Origin of the sequence: Mobilisporobacter senegalensis (assembly GCF_003752155.1) — a bacterium.
Classification (GTDB): domain Bacteria; phylum Bacillota; class Clostridia; order Lachnospirales; family Lachnospiraceae; genus Mobilisporobacter; species Mobilisporobacter senegalensis.
On record NZ_RJVG01000015.1, the window covers coordinates 1 to 22480 of the forward strand.

The 22480-nt window shown below is 33.6% G+C and carries 20 protein-coding genes; 2 read left to right on the top strand and 18 right to left on the bottom strand.

Translation table 11 applies throughout. The annotated features are described in order from the left end of the window. Nucleotides 1-148: 148 nt before the first annotated feature. The gene (locus EDD66_RS16850; RefSeq protein WP_123610762.1) at nt 149-1648 is read right to left on the bottom strand and encodes an L-fucose/L-arabinose isomerase family protein; all 1500 of its coding nucleotides are present in this window, start codon (nt 1646-1648) and stop codon (nt 149-151) included. 250 nt (nt 1649-1898) lie between these two features. On the opposite strand from EDD66_RS16850, the gene EDD66_RS16855 reads away from it, so the two are divergent. Continuing rightward, a complete protein-coding gene (locus EDD66_RS16855; RefSeq protein WP_123610763.1) occupies nt 1899-2771 on the top strand; it encodes an AraC family transcriptional regulator in 873 nt (290 codons plus the stop codon). A gap of 75 nt (nt 2772-2846) precedes the next feature. Here the strand turns inward: EDD66_RS16855 and EDD66_RS16860 are convergent, their stop codons facing one another. The 11 genes from EDD66_RS16860 to EDD66_RS16915 all read right to left on the bottom strand — a co-directional run bounded on the left by EDD66_RS16860 (nt 2847) and on the right by EDD66_RS16915 (nt 14576). Beyond that, nucleotides 2847-4100, bottom strand: a complete 1254-nt coding sequence (locus EDD66_RS16860) for an L-rhamnose isomerase (protein WP_123610764.1) — start codon at nt 4098-4100, stop codon at nt 2847-2849. A gap of 15 nt (nt 4101-4115) precedes the next feature. After that, the gene (rhaB, locus tag EDD66_RS16865) at nt 4116-5519 is read right to left on the bottom strand and encodes a rhamnulokinase (RefSeq protein WP_123610765.1); all 1404 of its coding nucleotides are present in this window, start codon (nt 5517-5519) and stop codon (nt 4116-4118) included. 579 nt (nt 5520-6098) lie between these two features. Then, complete coding sequence (locus EDD66_RS18770) at nt 6099-7439, bottom strand: DUF4846 domain-containing protein (RefSeq protein WP_243115407.1); 1341 nt, start codon at nt 7437-7439, stop codon at nt 6099-6101. Between the two features lie 62 nt (nt 7440-7501). Beyond that, nucleotides 7502-8137 (bottom strand): undecaprenyl diphosphate synthase family protein, encoded by a 636-nt coding sequence (locus EDD66_RS16875; protein ID WP_123610766.1) that lies wholly within the window; start codon nt 8135-8137, stop codon nt 7502-7504. A gap of 77 nt (nt 8138-8214) precedes the next feature. Then, complete coding sequence (locus EDD66_RS16880; protein ID WP_123610767.1) at nt 8215-8475, bottom strand: hypothetical protein; 261 nt, start codon at nt 8473-8475, stop codon at nt 8215-8217. A 354-nt stretch (nt 8476-8829) separates the two neighbouring features. Further along, nucleotides 8830-9390, bottom strand: a complete 561-nt coding sequence (locus EDD66_RS16890) for a CDP-alcohol phosphatidyltransferase family protein (protein WP_123610769.1) — start codon at nt 9388-9390, stop codon at nt 8830-8832. Nucleotides 9391-9551: 161 nt separating this feature from the next. Next, nucleotides 9552-11126 (bottom strand): ABC transporter permease/substrate-binding protein, encoded by a 1575-nt coding sequence (locus EDD66_RS16895; RefSeq protein WP_123610770.1) that lies wholly within the window; start codon nt 11124-11126, stop codon nt 9552-9554. Continuing rightward, nucleotides 11123-12259, bottom strand: a complete 1137-nt coding sequence (locus EDD66_RS16900; protein ID WP_123610771.1) for an ABC transporter ATP-binding protein — start codon at nt 12257-12259, stop codon at nt 11123-11125. Before EDD66_RS16900 ends, EDD66_RS16895 begins: the two co-directional genes overlap by 4 nt. Before the next feature lie 179 nt (nt 12260-12438). Beyond that, complete coding sequence (locus EDD66_RS16905) at nt 12439-13080, bottom strand: TrkA C-terminal domain-containing protein (RefSeq protein WP_123610772.1); 642 nt, start codon at nt 13078-13080, stop codon at nt 12439-12441. Between the two features lie 276 nt (nt 13081-13356). Beyond that, nucleotides 13357-13926 carry an adaptor protein MecA gene (locus EDD66_RS16910; protein ID WP_123610773.1) on the bottom strand — a complete coding sequence of 190 codons (570 nt, stop codon included), beginning with the start codon at nt 13924-13926 and terminating at the stop codon, nt 13357-13359. A gap of 77 nt (nt 13927-14003) precedes the next feature. Beyond that, the gene (locus EDD66_RS16915) at nt 14004-14576 is read right to left on the bottom strand and encodes a TetR/AcrR family transcriptional regulator (RefSeq protein WP_123610774.1); all 573 of its coding nucleotides are present in this window, start codon (nt 14574-14576) and stop codon (nt 14004-14006) included. Between the two features lie 319 nt (nt 14577-14895). Here EDD66_RS16915 and EDD66_RS16920 point away from each other — a divergent pair, with 319 nt between their 5' ends. Next, a complete protein-coding gene (locus EDD66_RS16920; protein ID WP_123610775.1) occupies nt 14896-15426 on the top strand; it encodes a DUF2179 domain-containing protein in 531 nt (176 codons plus the stop codon). Nucleotides 15427-15505: 79 nt separating this feature from the next. Here EDD66_RS16920 and nspC read toward each other — a convergent pair whose 3' ends face one another. The 6 genes from nspC to speD form a co-directional block, all read right to left on the bottom strand. Further along, nucleotides 15506-16633 carry a carboxynorspermidine decarboxylase gene (nspC, locus tag EDD66_RS16925; RefSeq protein WP_123610776.1) on the bottom strand — a complete coding sequence of 376 codons (1128 nt, stop codon included), beginning with the start codon at nt 16631-16633 and terminating at the stop codon, nt 15506-15508. A gap of 3 nt (nt 16634-16636) precedes the next feature. Continuing rightward, complete coding sequence (locus EDD66_RS16930; RefSeq protein WP_123610777.1) at nt 16637-17839, bottom strand: saccharopine dehydrogenase family protein; 1203 nt, start codon at nt 17837-17839, stop codon at nt 16637-16639. Nucleotides 17840-17881: 42 nt separating this feature from the next. After that, entirely contained in the window at nt 17882-18733 is an 852-nt protein-coding gene (gene speB / locus EDD66_RS16935) for an agmatinase (RefSeq protein WP_123610778.1), read from the bottom strand. Then, complete coding sequence (gene speE, locus EDD66_RS16940) at nt 18726-19580, bottom strand: polyamine aminopropyltransferase (protein ID WP_123610779.1); 855 nt, start codon at nt 19578-19580, stop codon at nt 18726-18728. Before speE ends, speB begins: the two co-directional genes overlap by 8 nt. Before the next feature lie 491 nt (nt 19581-20071). Then, nucleotides 20072-21520 carry an aminotransferase class I/II-fold pyridoxal phosphate-dependent enzyme gene (locus EDD66_RS16945; protein WP_123610780.1) on the bottom strand — a complete coding sequence of 483 codons (1449 nt, stop codon included), beginning with the start codon at nt 21518-21520 and terminating at the stop codon, nt 20072-20074. A 16-nt stretch (nt 21521-21536) separates the two neighbouring features. After that, on the bottom strand, nt 21537-22343 hold the full coding sequence (gene speD / locus EDD66_RS16950; RefSeq protein WP_334295116.1) for an adenosylmethionine decarboxylase: 807 nt from the start codon (nt 22341-22343) through the stop codon (nt 21537-21539). Between the last annotated feature and the right edge of the window lie 137 nt (nt 22344-22480).

The window sequence follows — 22480 nt, forward strand, 5'->3', positions numbered from 1 at the left end:
TTAGTTAATCGCATAACTAATTATATCAAAAAATCGCTGTAAGCTCTATGCCTACAGCGATTTTTCTTTTAGGGGAGTTTTTTTACAGCCCCTTTACTAAAATTATTATTCTCATAATTGGAGAATCTAATCTTTTGATAAATCTAGCTTATTTATCTAATATGACAGATGGAATATTCAATACCATTGCAATTTTCTCGAATAAAGAACCATTGTGACCAACACTCATTGCAAAGTGGTGGGTAGGAGCCTCTCCAAACCATTCATCCATATAGGAATCCGGATCTTTTTTAAATCTGACTGGCGTTTGGGTATTGCCAATTGTCATAATTGTTCCGTCTGTAGACTCTGCTTCTGTAATAATAAATTTCAAATTTCCATCGATGGTCTGAGTACATCCTAAAGTTGTAATGTCACCTGTTTTTACTTTCGCTTCTACAGATACACCGGTCCCTTGTTTCCCATGATATAATCCCATTCCACGAAGAATTGGTTTCCCGTTTGCAATTGCCAGATGAAAAGGACCATCATGTCCCAGAAGAATTGTCCCATCTTCATAGTCCGTTACTACGATTTCACAGAAACTTCCCCCTTTATTTACAATATCACATATTTTCATGACAAGACAAGTTTTTAAGTCCCCCTCTCCTGCACAAGGAATCCCTTTTGCAGTAAGTAGTGAATGCCCGACAATAAATCCGCCTTGTAATTTTTCATATGCTCCATCAGGTGCACCATGGTAGTAATAAGTTAATGCATCCAGATTAAATTCTTCTACTAATTTTTCTTGAGCTACAGCTACTTTGGCTGACCAGTTTAGCTGTTCTTCTGTCGGTTTCTGTGCCAAAGGATCTGCCGCTACATCTTCACTAATAAGAAAGAATTCTTCAATTTCTTTTCTTTTTTCCTTCACTTCATCTTCTGTTACTGTTTCTAACATTCTGTTTAGATCGCACATTTCAAGTACTTCAAGATGGGCACCTGTTTGTGCCTGGAACATAGTAAAGTCACTATACATATCTAACATACCGCTATATGTGTTTCCTAAGAATCCAAATCTGGCATTACTAAGACCTGATTTAACACTGGCCGCCAATACCCATTCTTCTATCTGTTTCCAGGCTTTGATTGCTTCCGGACGATTTCCTGTATCTTCTTTCGTAAGAGATATTTCAGGTGTATAATCAAGACCTAATAATCCATTAACTATCTTATGCTGGATTCCTGAGCGATGAAACGCATTGGCTAGTTCAGGCACCGGACAAGCGCCACAGTGGGCAAGCCATTCTCCTGTTGTAGTCTTCTCATAATTAATCTTTGCAGTGGGTTGAAGATTTAATATTATTGTTAATGCTTTGCATCTTTGATGTACCGGAAGTACGGATGCACTGGTCACATATGTTCCTGCATGGGCTAAGATAAGATCTACATTGTTCCCATTAAAATATTCTCCGGCTTTTTTCCCTTCTTCTTCACAATCTACAAGGCCATAGAAAAATACTTCGGCATTCATATTTTTTACTTTTTTTGATATGAATTCACCATATTCTATCATGCGCTCCCTAAGTCCGGGAAACTGTCCCCAATAATGTTTTAATCCCATGGTATATACACCGATTCTTGCTTTTTTTGTTTCTTTTAATCTCATAACAGATTCCTCCATTTATTTCAAAAGTGTTGTTAAGTTATCTAGTGATTTCATTATAATGGCACATGTATTAAAATACATTACAGAATGTTGTTGAAAAATATAAGAATATTGCTGTCAATGATTTTTCTATAAAATCACTAATTTTAAAACTTTTTTATCCTTTATAAAATATTATTGCCATGTTATACTGGATTCATGATAAGTAGATTAGACCATGAAGTTTACGGTATGATTTTATGGAGGGTTTATGAAGAGACAATTTACAGAACGGGTATCCTACGATTGGTCAAAGGATTCTATACGATTAATTATTACTCCAAGCAAAGTAGCAAAATCCATCTATTTTTATGTTCAGGAAGTTGGATATTTTAAGACTCTCCCTTCCTATTTCACAGAACGAAATAATCTAAACTCTTTTTTAATCGTCTATACTATATCCGGAAAAGGGCTCCTTCGTTATGGCAATGAAGAATTTATATTAGAACGGGGACAATGTTTTTATATAAATTGTATGGACTATCATTATTATAGTAATTTTAATAATGAACCCTGGGAATTTTTATGGATTCATTTCCTTGGGAATAATGCATTAGGGTATTATGAAGAATTTAGAAAGAATGGAGTTAATAGTTTAAAAGTTTCAGATCAATCCCTGTTTGAAAGTACATTAAGAAAGATCATAGCCATTAATACCAATAGAGATGTCACCACGGAAGCTCTGACTTCAAAGTTGATTACTGTTCTTTTGACTGAATTACTTATTGAAACCAGTACGAACAGTACAAAAAGTATTTTTATACCACCATCCATCAATGGAATCATGAAAGATATTGATAAAAATTTTATGGATTCCTTAAGTTTAGATTTTTTTTCAGATAAATATAGTATTAGTAAATATCATTTAGCACGAGAGTTTAAAAGATATACGGGTACTACGATTAATGAATATATCATTAGCACCCGCATATCTTATGCCAAAGAACTTCTTAAGTATTCTGACCTTTCCATTGAGGAGATTACTTATGCCTGTGGTATGAATTCCGAGAGTCATTTTATTAATCTGTTTAAATCGAGAGAAAACACTACTCCATTAGGCTATCGTAAAGAATGGATGCTATAAATATTGAATAACAGCCGGAACAAAAGTTCCGGCTGTTTATGACTATATTATAAAGGGTTTATGAGAGGGCAGTGATTAATTTCTTTTTGCTAAAACAGCAGCTTCATATTCTTTTACTACTTTAAACCAATCTTCTTTTTCTGGAACATTGTTGATTTCACAGAAGTAATTCCATACATCACCAAATGGATATAATTTTAATTCTTCCTGCAGCATCATCAGTTCTGTATAATTTCTTTCGTTTTGTAATTCTGCTAATTTTTTATTTGGTGTTAACATTGCATATAATAGGGCTTTTTGCATATTTCTCATGCCAACTACCCATGCAGAAATACGGTTGATACTTGCATCAAAGAAATCAAGTCCAATTAAAACTCTGTCAAGAGCATCACAGCGAACAATTTCTTTTGCGATTTCTTTTGTCTCATCATCAAAGATAACTACATGGTCACTATCCCATCTGATTGGTCTTGTAACATGAAGAGCTATCTTATCTGAGAATAATAACATGGAAGGAATTTTATCTGATACTACTTCTGTTGGGTGATAATGTCCGTTATCCAATAAGCATAAAATATTATTCTTAGCCGCATAATTCATATAAAATTCATGGGATCCAACGGTATAAGCTTCTAAGCCAATACCAAATACTTTAGATTCCACTGCTAAATGAACTAATTCCTTATCATATCCAATAGATATAATTTGATCAAGAGAGTCTTTAAGTCTTGCTCTTGGACTGATACGATCTGCAGGGATATCTTTAAAACCATCTGGAATCCAGATATTCATTAAGCATGGCTTTCCTAATTCTTTCGCAAAATATTCTGAGATTCTGATACATGCCTTACCATGATCGATCCAGAATTTTCTAATAGATTCATCTTCACTTGATAAAGTTAAACCATCAGCCTTTGGATGTGAGAAATAAGTAGGATTAAAATCTAAGCCCAGACCTCGTGTCTTTGCAAATTCAACCCATTTTGCAAAATGTTTTGGTTCTAATTTATCACGGTCTACTTCTTGTCCATCTTCAAAAATTGCATAATTTGCATGTAAATTAATTCTATGTGTTCCTGGAATTAAACTTAAGGCTTTATCTATATCAGCCATTAATTCTTCCGGATTTCTAGCCTTTCCAAAGTAGTTTCCAGTTGCCTGGATTCCACCGGATAATTCTTTGCTTCCTTCAAATCCTGCAACGTCATCTCCTTGCCAGCAATGCATGGAAATAGGTACATTTTTTAATTGTTCTAAAACCTTATCCGTATCTACGCCTAAATTTTTATAAATCTCTTTTGCTGATTCATATCTTTGTTTTGTAGTCATAATAATTTCTCCTTTTTAAAATTCATATTTTGTTATTGGGAAAGAATCAAATACACATTGTCTTGCTTCTTCAATTGTTTTAAATTCATTTGCTTTAATCATTTGTGCCAATATATTACCTATTGCAGTTGCTTCTGTCGGACCTGCATATACATCTTTTTTCGTATATTTTGCAGTTAATTCATTCAGATATCCCGCATTGGAACCGCCGCCTACAATATGAATCCGATTGAAAGTTCTATTGGATATCTTCTCAATTTCTTCTACTGTATTGGCATAGCTCATGGCAAGGCTATTATAGATACATGCTGCAATTTCACCTATTGTATTAGGAACGTCCTGATTTGTTATCTTACAATATTGTTTGATTGCTTCTGTCATATTCTCAGGAGCCAGGAAACAATCTGCATTCACATCTACTCTGGATTTAAAATCTCCTGCTGCAATTGCCATATCACATAACTGAGCAAAAGAATAGGCATCATTTAGTTCATGTCTTACAGATTGAATCATCCAAAGGCCCATAATATTCTTTAAGTAACGGAAACGGTAATCAAAACCGCCTTCATTGGCAAAATTAGCATTTTTACTGTCTAAACTGCAATCAGCTTCCATTCTTTCAATTCCCATTAATGACCATGTCCCTGAGCTAATATACAAGTAGTCGTCATCATTTGCAGGGATTGATAGTACTGCAGAACCAGTATCATGTGTTGCCGGTAATACAACTTCGCAGTCAAATCCCACTTCTGCTTTAATAGCATCACTGAAATTACCGACCACTGTTTTTGGAGTTGACATTTTACAAAACATATCTTTGTTGTACCCCAGCATTTCAATTAGTTCATAATCCCAATCTTTTGTAATCGGACTTACTAACTGACCGGTTGTAGCATTGGTATATTCTTGAAGTTTATTCCCTGTAAGTAAAAAGTTAAAATAATCAGGTATCATTAATAAGCTTTTTGCCGCAGCCATATGTTCCGGATTCTTTGTTTTCACAGACATTAATTGATAGATTGTATTAAAGATCTGTTTTTGAATTCCTGTTCTTTGATATAAATCATCTTCAGATATGATATCATATACTAATGAATCCATTCCTTCTGTCCTCTTATCACGATATCCAACAGTATTCCCAAGAATTTGATCATTGGAATCAAGTAATACATAATCAACCCCCCAGGTATCAATTCCCATACTGGCTGGTATCTTTCCTAATTCCTTACATCTTTTTAAACCATTTTTTATCTCCACAAAGAGTCTATCAAGTTCCCAACATAAGTTGCCATTTTTCTTTACCATTCCATTTTCAAAACGGTATATTTCTTCTAAAACGATTTTCCCATCCTGAGCAGATCCTAAAATATGTCTTCCACTTGATGCTCCAATATCTACTGCCAAATAGTACTTTTGCATTTTTGACTCCTCCTTTTATTTCTATTAACCATCAACAGATAAGTCAGGCTAAATTGCATTATATTTCAGGCCATATCTGAATCAAGTTTCACTTTATACTATCATTATAAACATTTAAGCCCAAAATATAAGGACGTTATTTGATTAAAATAACGTCCTCTTTTGCGCGATGGCAATGAGCCGAGCGTCATCATATATTAAGATGAGTTCATGCTTGCATGAAAATTTATCTTAATATATGATGACATTGGGCGAAGCCCGCGAGATTTAGAAATACGTTAGTGTTTCTAAATCTTGTTGCTCGGCTTAGATTATCATAACTATATAAACATTGGGCGAAGCCCGCGAGATTTAGAAATACGTTGATTTAGAAATACGTTAGTGTTTCTAAATCTTGTTGCTCGGCTTAGATTATCATAACTATATAAACATTGGGCGAAGCCCGCGAGATTTAGAAATACGTTAGTGTTTCTAAATCTTGTTGCTCGGCTTAGATTATCATAACTATATAAACATTGGGCGAAGCCCGCGAGATTTAGAAATACGCTAGTGTTTCTAAATCTTGTTGCTCGGCCTATATCATTCCATCCATCTCTTTAAACTCCCCTCTTCAAAGGTCCATTGGGGAGTTTTCAGCGGATATACTATTTCATTGTCGTAATACCACGGATCTTCTTCATGCAAAGGATTCTTCAGAACATGAAATTCCTGAGCAGGCATAAACCCTTGTGCCAAAAGATAAGCCCGGTCTCCATTTTCCTTTACTGCGGCATCTACTACTAAGACACAATGTCCGGGACTTCCCCCTTTTATAAACATATCACCAGCCTGAATATTCTCTAACCCTATTTTTTCACTTTCTCTGTCTAATGATAACGTTCCTGCATAAATAAAAACTGTGTCCAGAAACTTTCGAAAAGTTTCATAAGAGTCATCGTAGGCTGCCGTTTTTACCCATGAAGTTTGATTCCCATTTACTTTTAAACGATTCCCATCCCTCCATTTTATATATTCCATGAGAAAATTGTTGGTAAGATGAAAAGCAATTTTATCATACTCCTCATTTGACCAGTAATATTCTGCATATATTCTTATAATGGAATCTGCGCATTGTTGTAAATCTTTCTCTCCAATATCTATATCAAAAACAGCAATGTGAACATCCTGATTATTTTTCTCATCACCATTGTATAATAATACAGGACTACCATCCCTTTTTAGGGGCAATTTTCTCATAAATGCCATAAAACTATTGTTGTCTTCTTCTGTTCTGACATAATCTTTCGGTGGAATAATCCGTGTTGCCAAATTGTTGCCCTCCGGCAAAATGGTATGAAATACTTCCACATCCTCCTGTAACATCTCTTCGTTATCTACCTGAGTGGTACTCCCATCTGTTCTAAGTATAAATCCATATTCACATTCATTTTTACCCCAATTACATAGAATCCGAAATCCACGTATGGTATTTCCCTTCTTATAATCCTCGCTGTTAGAACTTAAAAATGAAGCAAGGTTGGATTTTAGTTGAAATCTATATGCTCCATCTTCCTTCTCCAGTGCAATTATTTCCTTTGCTTTATCAGAATATTTAAGATTTCCCTCTTTCGTCAGTATATAATCCGTTACGGTTATCTTATCCGGATTATTTTCCTTAAATTCTATTTGCACCATTTCACCTAATTGAACATAAGGTATCTGATTATTCTGCTTTATAATTGTTTTGAAAACATCTTCCCTGTCATAAACTGCTCCATTCCACTCATTTAAACCAACTTCCGTATTTATCAGTTGATCTTCAATCTTTACAGTAATATCCGGTGGATTTGCAATGCTATTCTGCTCCAGATAATATACCATTCCAATAAATATTATACATAGAACTATAGCCGTAAATATACTCAAATATTTTTTATTCATTCCAATCACTTCCTTAATAAAAAAAGCAAGCATATGAATATATACCCGCCTATAAAAAATAATCAGCCACCTAACGTTATATCCTGTTTATTATACCACTCTATTGCATCTTTAAAATGTTCCGTCTTAAAATCAGGCCACATTTCATCGATCACATAAAAATCTGAATACACCGATTGTACCGGTAAAAATCCAGACAATCTTCTTGTATTTCCCCAACGTATAATTAAATCGATTCTTGAAATATCTCTTGAATGTAATTGATGTATTATTGGCATCTCCTTTGAAGACTGAATACAAGACAAATCCCATTCCCATCCGTAATTAACAAGGAAATTGACCTTCATTCCTCCTCCTGCTATATCCGTACGTCTGGTATACGGTAATAATTCTTTAGGAAAAGATTCTGACTCAGTGTTACCAACAATTAATAAAGATGTTCCTTCCATAGATATCATATGAACCGCTTCCACACATGCCTTTTGAAATGCTTCCTGCTGAATTTTAGGTCTTTTGCAATTATCGGCAGTAAAACCATAATAAGTAATTTCCTCAATCCCATACGCTTTTGCCTGTCTTAATAGTTCCAGCCCAGGAGCCAGTCCATGCTGATATCCTTCTTCTTTCCCAAGGCCCTGGCCTTTCGCCCATCTTCTATTACCATCCGGAATAATTCCAATGTGATTTGGTATTCTCAAGTAAACACATCCTTTCTATCTACTTAAAAATACTACCCCATTTATGATGAATTATTCTATGTATTATAAATCAATGATTAGCCGTTGGATGAAATGAGATTTAATGCGCGATAATAGTCCTTCTTAGACACATAAATATAAAACTCTTTTTCATAATTCAGGTTAAGTGCAAACCCCTCATAACTTAACTGATTTTTATGATTCATTATATATTTACTCTTCTTGTTTACAAACCTTGCTACATGTTTAATATGATTAGCCGTTAATATATCACTAATCTTACCTTTTTCAAATACAAGAAAACCATGATATACAACTTTCCGATTCCAAAATAACATAACTACCTCCCAAAATAATAAATGAAATAATTATTTACTCGTTCTTACTGATATAAATTTTTAAAGCTTTAATTGCTAAGATCAAACAGTAAATACTTAAGAACATTATCCCAATTCCCATTCCATAGAGAATAAGGGTGATAATTGATATTGGTAACAGATACACTAAAACACCATCTCCCATTTTTAAGATTATATTTTCCAGTTGATGCAAAAAATTCATTTTATTAATAACATTATATACCATTATACATAATGTTTCAATATTTTCCATGGAATCTATTACCAGGTCTTCTCTGCCTGGATTTTAATAGCATGCAATAGGTATTACCCGTTCATAACACCTATATTGATTTACCTACGAAAAATTTTAATATAATCCATTGCATACATAATAAGAGAGAAAATCATAAATATGACACTGAGCCCTAATAAAATGCGGACAATTGATAAATCTAAGGATGGAAAGGCAAATAATATTACCATCACCGTATCAAGGACTACAGTACAGACCTTTCCAAACCATTTGGCACCAGTCAGTTTGCGGCCGGTCTTTAAGAGCATAAGGCCAGCAATTCCCATAAAGATTTCCTTAATAGCAAATAAAATAAAGATAGGTAAAATCCCCTTGATACGGATCAATAAACATAATAGGATAGCTGCCTGCATTGCTTTATCCGCAATTGGATCAATAATTTTTCCCAAGTCAGTTATCTGGTTATAATGTCTTGCTATAAATCCATCCAGAGAATCTGTTAAAGCACATATGACAAAGATGATTGTTGCTGTATAATAGTCCCTTGGACTTTTCGCATTCACATATAATATAACAATGACCGGTATAAGTATAAGCCTGATATATGTTAATATATTAGGTATTGTAATTAAATCTTTCTTTTTAAAATTTATTCTCATCTTTTAACCCTTCCCACATGTTATTACGTATTGCAATGATACTTTTATTATATCCTGTCAAAATATAATATCCTAATAATATCTTATATCATATTTTGTTATTTTGCAAATTTCATTATAAAAAGTGCCCTCTTAATTGTTCTGAGAGGACACTCTATATATTATTCTTCTAATAAACCATTTTCTGTTAAGAATTCCTTGGCTACTACATCTGGTTCCATCTGAAGTTCATCCACTTTATAATTTAGCTCTATCATAATTTCATCATTCAGAATACTACCCAATTCCTCTATAATTGGTACAATTTCAGGATAGAGTTCAATGACCTCGCCTCTCACCAGTGGTATGGCATAATAAGGTGGAAAAAAGTTTTTATCATCTTTTAATGTAACCAGATCAAATTTCTTTAATAACCCATCTGTAGAAAATGCATCAACTACATCCGTTTCATTATTATTTAATGCAATATATCTTGGTGAACCGTCCAACCCTGTTGTATCTTTAAAATTAAAGTTATAATGCTTTATTAGTCCCGGTATACCATCTTCCCTGTTTAAAAACTCCAGTGTAGTCCCGGCTCTGAGTTTAGTTCCAACCTTTGCCAGATCACTGATTGTTTCAAGCTGATACTTCTTGGCAGTATCTTTGTTAACAGCTAAAACGTAAGTATTATTAAACCCGATTTGCTTTAACACCTCTATGTTAAATTGTTCTTTAAAATCAGATTTTACTGTATCATATACTTTTTCCATATCTGAGATAGGCGGATAATTAAGAGTGTCTCCATATGCTGTACCGCTATAATCTATATACATATCTATATCATCTGATTTTAGGGCTGAAAAACATACCTGTGTACCCCCCAAATTAATTTTTCGGTCAACCAAAATATCTGTTCTGTCTTCAATCAAATCAGAAAACATATGCGCCAGAATATGTTGTTCTGTAAAATCTTTACTGGCAATACGGATAACTTTTTGATCTGTGGTTCCATTTAAGATTGCTGAAAAACCAAATATAATAGCAACCACCAATGCTGTAAAAGAAAGTATAACTTTTTCTATTTTTCTGATTTGTATTCTTTTACTCTTAGACCCATTTATTTTTTGTAAGCTGATTGGAGTTACAAGTTTTTCAACGATTCCAACTATGAAATCCACGAATAATGCCAATAAACATGCTGGTATAGCACCTGCCAGTATCTGAAGATTATTCACAGTACGAATTCCTGAAAAGACAAGAAATCCAAGTCCACCTGCACCAATAAATGCTGCCATAGTCATAAGACCTACTGCTGTAACTGATGAGATACGAACACCAGCCATAATAACAGGAAGTGCTAAAGGAATTTGTACCCTAAATAATATCTGGAATTTAGTCAGACCAATACCTTTTGCAGCCTCAATTGTCTGGGCATTAATATTTTGTATGCCTGTAAAAGTATTTTTAATGATCGGAAGCAATGAATATAATATGACCATTACGATTGCCGGCAGTGTTCCAATCCCTAAAAAGGGAATCGCAAATCCTAATAATGCCATACTGGGTATTGCCTGAATAATATTCGCAACTCCCAGAATTGGTTTGTTTAATTGTTTTACATAGCTGATCAATATTCCCAATGGAACACCTAATAAAATTGCAAATCCTACAGCTATTATTGTAAGTTTAATATGTTCCAGGGTCAAAGATAATATCTGTTCCTTATTTACAATCACATATTCTATAAAATTCATGACAGCATCCCCTCCTCTGTGTCAATAAATTGTTGGCTCAAGGTTGTCACGAGGCTGCTTTTCGTAATTAGTCCAAGTAGCCTTTTATTTTTGTCCAAAACTGGTACTGTTGAAACATTATTATCTTCTACCAGTTGTAATATATCGATTATGGAATCATTTGGCTCAACACTTATAAGATTCGTTTCCATAACTTCATTCACTTCTTTAGAACGGTCTAACGTTTCTTGGATTTTCTTAGCATTAATGATTCCCAAGAGTTTTTTTGTTTTGCTTTCCACTACCATTAAACTATCCACCTTGTTAGAACGCATTTTTTCTAAACATCTGTTTAAGGTCAGGTTACTTAAACAACTAACCGGTGAATCCAGCATAATATCCTCAGCCTTAATAAATTCTGGGGAAGTCCAAATTCTGTTCTTACCAACAAATTCTGAAACAAATTCATTGACTGGATTCTTCAATATATTTTCTGGTGTATCATATTGCAGTATTTCACCATCCTTCATAATACAGATCATATCAGCTATTTTAATCGCCTCATCCATATCATGGGTTACAAATACAATTGTCTTTTTTAAGTGAGATTGCAGATCAATTAACTCCTCCTGAAGCCCCACTCTTGTAATGGGATCTAATGCAGAGAAAGGCTCATCCATTAAAATAATTTCAGGATCCGTGGCGAAAGCTCTTGCCACTCCTACTCTTTGCTGCTGTCCTCCACTAAGTTCTGTAGGATAACGGTTAAGAAACTCTTTTGCATTAAGTCCCACCATTTCCATAAGTTCCATGGTACGCTTTGTAATTTCATCTTTATTTTTCTTTTCAACCTTAGGAATAATCTCAATATTTTCCTTAATTGTCATATGTGGAAATAAACCAGTCTGCTGGATTACATATCCCATATTACGTCTTAATGCAATCACATCTTTTTTCTCAATATCCTCTCCATTAATAAATATCTTACCTGATGAAGGCTTAATTAAGCGGTTGATCATTTTTAACGTTGTTGTTTTACCGCAACCGCTGGCACCGATAAAAGCTACTAAGTGGCCTTTATTAATTTCAAAGGATATATCTTTTAATACTTTTTTATCTTTAAATTTCTTTGTAATATTCTCAAATTTTATCATTATACTACCTCCTCTATCGTTTTAAGTAACAACTTGTCGTAATTATGAAGTTGTTACTAATGTGTTTTTATTATAAAGGGAAATAGTTTATTTGTCAAATTTCCAATCATATACAAAAAACCTTATGTCAAAGTTGATTTTCTTTAACATAAGGCCGATTATAATTTCCTTGTTGATTTTTAAATATTTTGATTTATTGGATGAATAAAATTCTGTACCCGTTCCAGACAATTGTCATCCCCTACAAAATAAACTATATCTCTTTCTAAAAATAAAGCATATGGACCAGGTGACATAATTAAAGTATTGTCTCTCTTAATGGCAATAATCGTCGCTGCTGTATTATGCCAGAAGTTAACTTCAGATATGGTTTTATTAAGGTGGGGACATTCCTTGATTATTTCAATTTCAAATGGAGTAAATGGATTGATATATCGAAATTTATCTGTTTTTTCAATAAATTTTGACAGACAATGATTAAAGTAATCCAGTTCTTTCGTTTGTCTGTTTATACTCTCTGTTATCTCTTTTTTTAAATCATAAACCGTCTGGATGTCATTATATTGATGTACGAATTCTAATGCTTTCTCATAAGACTTTATCATAACTCCACTACCTTTGGTAGTTTCAACAATATCAAGGTCCGCTAAGATTCCGATAGCTCTCCTTGCTGTTTCTGATGATACTCCATACTGACTGGCCATAGCTGATCTGGCATATATTTTCTCACCCACAATATAATGTTTTTTTGCTATTTTAGAAGCTATATCCATTGCAATCTGCTGATACCTTGGATTTGTTATATTAACTTTCTTCTCCATTTTATTCTCCTAATCACGTGTATAATTTACTCATTTTAACATAATTTTATTGGAACCACAAGAAAAGGGCATTACGTCTCGCAGTTTTCTTCCTAAAAAGAACGACCTATTGAAAATAGGTCGCTCAAAATTCTATTCTTATATCATGAACAAGTTCATGATCTTGTTACATTCGCCAAATGCTTCGCGCTTGGCTCATTACTTTCATTATATCATGAACAAGTTCATGATCTTGTTGCATTCGCCAAATGCTTCGCGCTTGGCTCATTGCTTTCATTATATCATACCAAGAGTTTGAACTGCAGACTCTTTTACTATAATACTATAATGTTCCTTAAGATAAGACATATATATTTTTGATAAATTTTCTTCCTGACCATATTCATTTAAGAAATAAATCCTATCTTCTATCTCTTCTTTGTCATTCTTAGAAAATACCAGATAGTATTTTTCATTATCATTATCTTTATAGAGAGTATTTCTACCCTTAAATTCTTTTAATAAAGAACTTACTTCCATAACGATTTTCAGATTGTCAAATGAATATACAATATACGCAGTATTCTCGTCTAAATCAGTATTCTTTTCTAAGAGTTCTTTCTCCTCCTGTTTTGTAAGGGTAACAATAATAGAGCCTTCAAAGGTAACAATTGCTTCCATCATAATTCCTGAATCTTGATATGCATCTCCATATTCTTTACTTACCTCTTCCATCATATCAGAAAAAAGACTATGCATTTTTTCTCTATTATGGAATAATTCAATGATGTTAGTATTTCTTGATTTTATGTCATCTTTATTTATTACACATCTAACTTGATTTTCATTAATTTTTGTTACTTTCATATTCTCACTTCCTATATTATAAAAAAAGTTAATTGTTCTAAATAAATCATTATAATTAATAAGAGTTTCATATTTTATCACATGGTCAGACTATTAATTTTAGGTAGAACCATGTAACAGATCTCATCTGTCAGGATATCAATACTTGTAGTATTTCCCATACAGGCTGCACCACATATGGCATTCCCTATCATAGCTGCATTTACTTTTAAAACATTCTCTGCAATATTAACTTTGCAGTTTTGTTTTAATCTGTGAAACATAAATTCTGATAATGTCAGCTTCATTTTATGTTCTACCAGTAATTTTGTTGCATCATTATATTGAGAACATTTTCCCTCCATCTCTTCAAGATATTCATATAATGATATCGTTACTTTACGAATAATAGTTTCGTTAATATCATTATTCTCACCAAGTGCAGGATCTAGTATCTTTTGAAAGGATTCATTCACTACTTCTTCAAATAGTTCATCCTTATCACTAAAATGTGCATAAAATGTAGCTCTATTAACATCCGCTTCTTTTGTAATATCTGTAATGGAGATAGACTCATAATTTTTTAATGTTAGAAGTTTACCGAAAGACTCTATTAATAATTTGTGGGTCCTACGCACCCTAGGATCTTCTTTTTTAATATTTAAACTCATTTTCCCATCTCACTCTTCCAACATATAATATAGAATCCACCTGAGTCAAGTGCAACTTAATTCAGATGTGATTGGACCATAATACAATTTAACCCAATTATCAGATAAATATAAATTTTGAGATTACTGCAAAATTATATCTATCTATAAACACATTATACACAACAGGTGTTGTTTTTGCAATATGTGTATTAAAAATATTTTAATAATAATTCTTAAATTTATACTGATAACTTCTAATCTCTTTCTACATAGAACTCATTGACTTGATTTTTATAGTTGATTATAATTACTTAAAATGACATTAGGAGGAATCAGTATGGATTTTTTAGAGGGAAGCGTTTTTATTTACTTGTTTATATTCCTGGGCAAGATTTTAGAAGTAACAGTAGCCACGGTAAGGGTAGTTTTAATTAATCGTGGTGAGAGAGAAAAAGGAGCTGTCATAGCCTTCTTCGAGATTTTATTATGGTTATTTATTACAGGTACTGTGCTGGCTGGTTTTCAAGAAGATATTATTCGGGTAATTGTCTTTGCTATAGCTTTTGCAGTAGGTAATTATTTAGGATCCTGGTTAGAAGAAAAACTGGCATTCGGTCTTAGTTCCATCCAGGTAATTGTCCCTGAGGGAGAAGTAAGTGATGAATTAGTAAAAACACTTAGATCCAATGATTATGCTGTTACTATTTTAAAAGGCTCAGGGAAAGATGGTGTCCGGGATCTTATGGTACTTCACCTTATGAGAAAAAGAATTCCTACTGCTGTCAGCCTTATTAAATCCAGTTTAAATAATGCAGTCATTATAGTGAATGACGTGAAAGTAGCTCATGGTGGATATATAAAGAAATAATAAATACAAAAAAAGGTAGATCTTATTTTTCTGCGATCTACCTTTCATTTATTTCGTAATAATTAACCTGAATTTGATTTTACAATCTGGATTTAAAATCTTCATATCCAAACGTTTTAATAACCTTCATACCTTCTTTTTTGCTATAATAAGCAATGGAAGGAAGATTTACTCCATTAAAGGTATTATTTTTAACCATAGAATAAATAGCCATATCACAAAATACCACTTTATCACCAACCGTTAATGGCCTCTGGAAGGAATAGTCTCCAATAATATCTCCTGCCAGGCAGGTCGGTCCTCCAAAACGATACGTATATGGATAATCTCCTGGCTCACCCGCATCAATGATATTAGGTCTGTAAGGCATTTCTATCACATCCGGCATATGACAGGCAGCTGATGTATCAAGAATTCCTAGTTTCATTTCATTTTCTGTTATCGCCAGAACTGTAGATACCAGGAATCCTGTATTTAATGCTACTGCTTCCCCTGGTTCTAAATAGACTTCTACATCATATTTATCCTGAATATAATTTATACAGCGGATAAGGGTTTCTACATCATAATCTTCTCTTGTAATATGATGTCCGCCACCAAAATTAATCCATTTCATTTGCTTCATGTATGGACCAAACTTCTCATCTACAACCTTGATAGTACGTTCCAGAGTATCCGAGTTCTGTTCACACATGGTATGAAAATGCAGCCCATCAATTCCGTCTAACTCATCTGGTTTAAAATTCGCCAGCGTTACTCCAAGTCTTGAATGAGTAAAGCAAGGATTATATATGTCCGTTTCGATCTCAGAATATTCTGGATTAATCCGGATACCGCATTCAATATGCTTATTAGTCTTTTTAATTCTATCTTTATATTTTCCCCATTCATCAAAGGAGTTGAATACAATATGATCACTATATTTCATAATATCATCAAAATCCGAATCAATGTAGGCTGGTGAAAAAGTGTGCACTTCTTTTCCCATCTCTTCATATCCTAATCTTGCTTCATGAAGTGAACTTGATGCCACCCCATGAAGGTATTTTCCAATAAGCGGATATAATGAATACATGGAGAAAGCCTTCTGTGCTAAAAGAATATGGCAGCCTGTCCTGTCTTCTATGGATTTTAACAGTTCTAAGTTTTGAATTAGTAATCTTTCATCAACTACATAACAGGGTGTTTGTACTTCATTAAAATTCATTGGTTACTCCTCTAATAAAGTTGGTGAAAAGCTTTCTTTCCAAGGTAATCCCCATTTATTTAAAGCTTCCATAAATGGGTCTGGATCAAATTCTTCTATATTATTTACACCAGGTTTTTTCCATTTACCAGTCATGACCATCATTGCACCAATCATAGCAGGTACACCAGTTGTATAAGAAATTGCCTGTGAGCCTACTTCTTTATAACATTCTTCATGGTCACATACATTATATACATAGTAGGTTAATGGTTTTCCATCTTTCACACCCTGCATAATACAACCAATGTTTGTTTTACCTTTTGTTCTTGGACCCAGGGATGCTGGATCTGGTAAAACTGCTTTTAAGAATTGAAGTGGAACAATTTGCTTTCCTTCGTATTCAATTGGTTCAATAGATGTCATACCTACATTTTCTAACACTGTAAGATGATTAATGTACTTTTCTGAAAATGTCATCCAGAAACGAATCTTTTTAACACCTTTAATATTAAGAGCAAGGGATTCTAATTCTTCATGATGTAATAGATAGATATCCTTTGGTCCTATTTCAGGGAAATCATATACTTGTTTAAATTCAAGAGGCTCTGTTTCAACCCACTTTCCATTCTCAATATAACTTCCTTTTGCAGTAATTTCACGAATATTGATTTCCGGATTGAAATTAGTGGCAAATGGATATCCATGATCTCCGGCATTGGCATCCAGGATATCAATGTAATGAATTTCATCAAAATAATGTTTCATTGCATATGCACAGAATACACCAGTAACCCCAGGATCAAATCCACTGCCAAGTAAAGCTGTAATACCTGCCTTTTCATATTTTTCTCTATATGCCCATTGCCATTTATATTCGAATTTTGCAGTATCCAGTGGTTCATAATTGGCTGTGTCCACATAGTCTACTCCAGTTGCCAGACAGGCATCCATTATAGTCAGATCCTGATATGGTAATGCAACATTGATAACAATATCTGGTTTAAAAGAATTGATTAATTCTATTAGCATTTCCGTATTATCTGCATCCACATAAGCAGTGGAAATCTTCGTTTTTCCACCCTCTAATTTTTCTTTCAACGCATCACATTTTTCTTTTGTTCTGCTTGCAATGCAGATTTCTTCAAACACCTCAGAATTTTGACAACATTTATGAACTACTACACTGGCAACTCCACCAGCGCCAATAATTAACGCTCTTCCCATGAAAAGTCCTCCTTTGTTTTATATTTAAATAGTATTAAAGTTTCACTTTATTCCGATTGCTAATAACAGCTCTCTGAGTATTTTACATGCAACTGCAGTTGATACACCACTATGGTCATATGCAGGTGATAATTCATTCACATCGAAAGCTACTATGTTAAGCTTTGATGCTAAGCGTATTGCATCTAATAGTTGTAAGAAATTCACTCCTCCTGCTTCCGGAGTTCCGGTTCCAGGGAAAATACTTGGATCAAGGACATCCAGATCAATCGTCAGGTAAACAGGTACCTTCTGTAATTCCTGAACAACTTCTTCCAATCCATTAAAATCAAATTTATTGGTAAAGATATGATCTTTTGCCCAATCAAATTCACTTCTTTCTCCAGAACGAATTCCAAATTGAAAAATTCTTTGATCACCTGTTAAATCATAGCATCTGCGCATAACTGTAGCATGGGAAAGTTCTTCACCTAAATAATCCTTACGTAAATCTGCATGTGCGTCAAAATGTATAATATGAAGATTATCATATTTCTTAGTAACTGCTCTCATAGCGCCTAGTGTAACCAGATGTTCTCCACCAATCATTCCCGGTATTTTACCATCATCTAAGATTCTTTTTGTAAATTCCTCAATTTGGTTTAATACTCTGGGTGTATTGCCAAAAACCAGTTCAAGATCTCCACCATCAAATACTTCTAAATCCTCCAGATCTTTATCCTGATATGGACTATAGGTTTCAATTCCAAAAGATTCACTTCGCATTACCTTGCTTGCAAATCTTGTACCTGGACGAAATGAAGTAGTGGAATCAAAGGGGGCTCCAAAGATAACAATTTTTGATTCATCATATTCATTATCACAACCAATAAATGTATCTATATTTCTATTCATTTTTATTCTCCAACAAATCTTTTACATAGTTAGGCAATGCAAAACACCCTTTGTGAAGATTTGTATTATAATATTTTGTTTTTATTCCTAATTGGTTCCAAGCTTCTGCATTTAAATCTTTCACAGGATCGTAAACTTTTGAAGCAAAGCCAAACATCCAATATCCAGAAGGATATGTTGGTATATGTGCCTGATAAACTCTGGTAATCGGAAAGAATTCGACAATTCGTTCATGTGCCCGTCTCAATGAATTCGCATAATTTTCATAATATGGACTCTCATGCTGATTTACTAAAATCCCGTCTTCTTTCAGTGCTTTAAAGCAATTACCATAGAATTCTTTAGTAAACAGACCTTCTCCCGGTCCAAAAGGATCCGTAGAGTCCACAATAATTAAATCATATTCATTTTCAATGGCTCTGACGTATCTCAGTCCATCTTTGTAATGTATAGTAACACGGGGATCCTCTAACTTACATGCGGTCTGAGGCAGGAATTCCTTACATACTTCCACAACTAACTTATCTATCTCAACTAAATCAATATGTTCAATGGTATCATATCTGGTAAGTTCTCTAACAGTACCACCATCGCCGCCGCCAATTACTAAAACTTTCTTTATCTTTGGATTTGTTGCCATAGGTACATGGACTATCATATCATGATAGATGAATTCATCCTTTTCTGTTAACATCATTAAACTATCAAGTGTTAAAAATGTTCCAAATTCATTTGAAGTCATGACATCAATCTTTTGGTATTCGCTATTACCAGAATATAATTGTTTGTCTACTCGAATGGAAAAACGAACATCCTTACTATGTTCTTCGGTATACCATAATTCCATAATCATCACCTCTTCTTTATTCTATCTATCAGTCGGGTGTCAAAGCTTGAAGTTCCTTGATGAATATCAGTTTATCATTTATTCATTGGCTGCCTTTCCTTCAAGTGGTAACTTCCTTAATGAGCCATAAGCTGAGAAAACGCACGCATAGGGCGCACTTTTTCTCAATGTCTCACACGGAAGCTTGGCAACCACTTTCAGCCGGTCGACGCCAACCAAATAAATGATAAACTGGTATTCTTTCTATGATTTTCAAAGGCTTTGACACCCTCTTCCTATATATCTTCTAGTATCTTTAGTAAAATTATACAGTATTTTTGTATATTATATTTAATTTAATATTACATGTACAAGTATTAAAATTATATTGTTTTTAACTGTGTTATTTTATTTATATATTTTTATTATTATATTACAGATCAGATCGTCACTAATATAATATTTTTAAACAAATATTAGTAATACAATAATAAATATAATCATCTAGTCACTTATATTACGATATTGATATATTCTATATTAATATCCTGAGTTCCGGTTAAGAAACAGCCTTTTTCTTTTGCATAGGCAATATAATCTAAGATTTCCTTCGTTATTCGTTCTCCTGGAGCCAGGATTGGGATTCCTGGTGGATAGCACATAACGAATTCACTACATATAGAACCTTCACTATCTTTCATAAGAACAGACTTTTTGTCAGTATAAAAAGCTTCCTGAGGTGTCATGGCAACACTAGGATTAATATATTCATGATCGAACATTCCTGCCTTATCTTTACAATAAAGTCTTTTTATTTCAGATAAAGAAGAAATGAGGCGCTCAATGGCAAGGGGCTTATCTCCTACTGATATGATTGCTAATATATTACCAATATCACCAAATTCTATCTGGATACCGTAGTCATCCCGAAGGATGTCATATACTTCAATTCCGGCTAACCCAATATCCCTTGTATGAATAGACAGTTTTGTAGTATCGAAATCATAAACCGTATCTCCGTTGATCAATTCCCTGCCAAAAGCATATAACCCGCCTATTTTATTAATTTCTTTTCTCGCATATTCTGCCATCTTGACAACATTTGCAAAAATCTCTTGTCCATTAAGAGCAAGATTTTTTCTTGAGATATCAAGAGATGACATTAAAAGGTAAGATGCACTTGTTGTTTGTGTTAAGTTTATTATCTGCCTTATATAGCCTTTACTAAGTTCATTATTGATAAGTAAAAAAGAACTTTGGGTTAAGGAACCCCCAGTCTTATGCATACTGACTGCTGCCATATCTGCTCCAACACTCATTCCTGAGGCAGGTAGATCTTCATTAAAGTAGAAATGGGTCCCATGTGCTTCATCCACTAAAACTAACATTTTATGTTCATGTGCAAGTTCCGTAATTGCCTTCAACGGAGAGCAGATCCCGTAGTAGGTTGGATTATTTATCAAAATGGCTTTTGCATCCGGATTTTCATCAATCGCTTTTTTTACATCATGAATTGACATACCAAGAGGAATACCAAGTTCTTTATTTACACCAGGATTTACATATACAGGTACTGCACCGCATACTACAAGTGCATTAATAGCACTGCGGTGTACATTTCTAGGCATAATTATCTTATCCCCTCTTTTACATGCTGCCATAACCATGGCCTGTACCGCAGAACTTGTACCATTCACCATAAAAAAGGCATGTTTTGCTCCAAAAGCATCTGCTGCCAAGCTTTCCGCTTCTTTAATCACGGATACGGGGTGACATAGATTGTCAAGGGGCTTCATAGAATTCACATCTACAGTTAAGCACTTCTCCCCTAAAAAATCAGTAAGTTCCTTATTCCCCTGTCCTCTTTTATGACCAGGGACATCAAAAGGAACAACTCTCATTTTCTTATATTTTTCTAAAGCCTCATAAATTGGGCTCTTATTTTGCAATTCTTTATTCATTTATTTTCAGTCCTAACTAATATATATTGCTTCCGCTAAAAATTTCTATCATCTCTCTACGCAGATTAGATGTTATCTCAAGTCTTTTCTTGGGAGCTAATTCATATACATCCGTATTAAATAAATAATTCTGTAAATCTATTTCCTGAATTAACATCTTTGTGTGAAAGATATTAGATTGATACACATTCACATCAATGGCATCATATTTTTTTAGCGTTTTATCATCAATATAGTCCTGAATTGATGTTATATCATGATCCATAAATAATTTTTTACCGTCTAAATCTCTCGTAAACCCACGAACTCTATAATCAATTGTTATTATATCTGAATCAAAACTTCCTATTAAATAATCGAGTGCATTTAATGGTGATACTTCTCCACACGTAGAAACGTCAATATCAACACGGAACGTTGCAATGGAATTGTCTGGGTGATATTCTGGGTACGTATGTACAGTAACATGACTTTTATCCAGATGTCCGACTACACTATCCCTAAGTTGCATAAGATTTTCTTCACCAGAATGAAACGCTTCATTTATCTCATGAAGAGCCAGAGCTTTTTCTGTAATTAAAATAGTTACACTTGCCCCTTGGGGATCATAATCTTGCTTTGAAACATTGAGTACATGTGCCCCAATCATCTCAGTAACATCGCACAAAATATTGGTTAATCTCTCTGAATTATACTGTTCATCAATATAAGAGATATAATCCTTTTGTTCTCGCTCACTTTTTGCGTAGCAAACATCATAAATGTTAAAGCTTAACGTTTTTGTGAGGTTGTTAAAGCCATAAAGTTTTAGCTTATTCTCCAACCCTAACATCACAACCTTTCTCGAATTTTCACGAATTCAATATTACTACATTTTATTAATAATAGCAATACTAAACTTTAAGATTAGTATTATCTAATTTTTATTTTTTGGAACCATCCTATTATTTATTCATAAAA

Coding starts and splice junctions, on each gene's coding strand:
- EDD66_RS16850 (WP_123610762.1), bottom strand. CDS start 1,648: ATGAGATTAAAAGAAACAAAAAAAGCAAGAATCGGTGTATATACCATG.
- EDD66_RS16855 (WP_123610763.1), top strand. CDS start 1,899: ATGAAGAGACAATTTACAGAACGGGTATCCTACGATTGGTCAAAGGAT.
- EDD66_RS16860 (WP_123610764.1), bottom strand. CDS start 4,100: ATGACTACAAAACAAAGATATGAATCAGCAAAAGAGATTTATAAAAAT.
- rhaB (WP_123610765.1), bottom strand. CDS start 5,519: ATGCAAAAGTACTATTTGGCAGTAGATATTGGAGCATCAAGTGGAAGA.
- EDD66_RS18770 (WP_243115407.1), bottom strand. CDS start 7,439: ATGAATAAAAAATATTTGAGTATATTTACGGCTATAGTTCTATGTATA.
- EDD66_RS16880 (WP_123610767.1), bottom strand. CDS start 8,475: ATGTTATTTTGGAATCGGAAAGTTGTATATCATGGTTTTCTTGTATTT.
- EDD66_RS16890 (WP_123610769.1), bottom strand. CDS start 9,390: ATGAGAATAAATTTTAAAAAGAAAGATTTAATTACAATACCTAATATA.
- EDD66_RS16895 (WP_123610770.1), bottom strand. CDS start 11,126: ATGAATTTTATAGAATATGTGATTGTAAATAAGGAACAGATATTATCT.
- EDD66_RS16900 (WP_123610771.1), bottom strand. CDS start 12,259: ATGATAAAATTTGAGAATATTACAAAGAAATTTAAAGATAAAAAAGTA.
- EDD66_RS16905 (WP_123610772.1), bottom strand. CDS start 13,080: ATGGAGAAGAAAGTTAATATAACAAATCCAAGGTATCAGCAGATTGCA.
- EDD66_RS16910 (WP_123610773.1), bottom strand. CDS start 13,926: ATGAAAGTAACAAAAATTAATGAAAATCAAGTTAGATGTGTAATAAAT.
- EDD66_RS16915 (WP_123610774.1), bottom strand. CDS start 14,576: ATGAGTTTAAATATTAAAAAAGAAGATCCTAGGGTGCGTAGGACCCAC.
- EDD66_RS16920 (WP_123610775.1), top strand. CDS start 14,896: ATGGATTTTTTAGAGGGAAGCGTTTTTATTTACTTGTTTATATTCCTG.
- nspC (WP_123610776.1), bottom strand. CDS start 16,633: ATGAATTTTAATGAAGTACAAACACCCTGTTATGTAGTTGATGAAAGA.
- EDD66_RS16930 (WP_123610777.1), bottom strand. CDS start 17,839: ATGGGAAGAGCGTTAATTATTGGCGCTGGTGGAGTTGCCAGTGTAGTA.
- speB (WP_123610778.1), bottom strand. CDS start 18,733: ATGAATAGAAATATAGATACATTTATTGGTTGTGATAATGAATATGAT.
- speE (WP_123610779.1), bottom strand. CDS start 19,580: ATGGAATTATGGTATACCGAAGAACATAGTAAGGATGTTCGTTTTTCC.
- EDD66_RS16945 (WP_123610780.1), bottom strand. CDS start 21,520: ATGAATAAAGAATTGCAAAATAAGAGCCCAATTTATGAGGCTTTAGAA.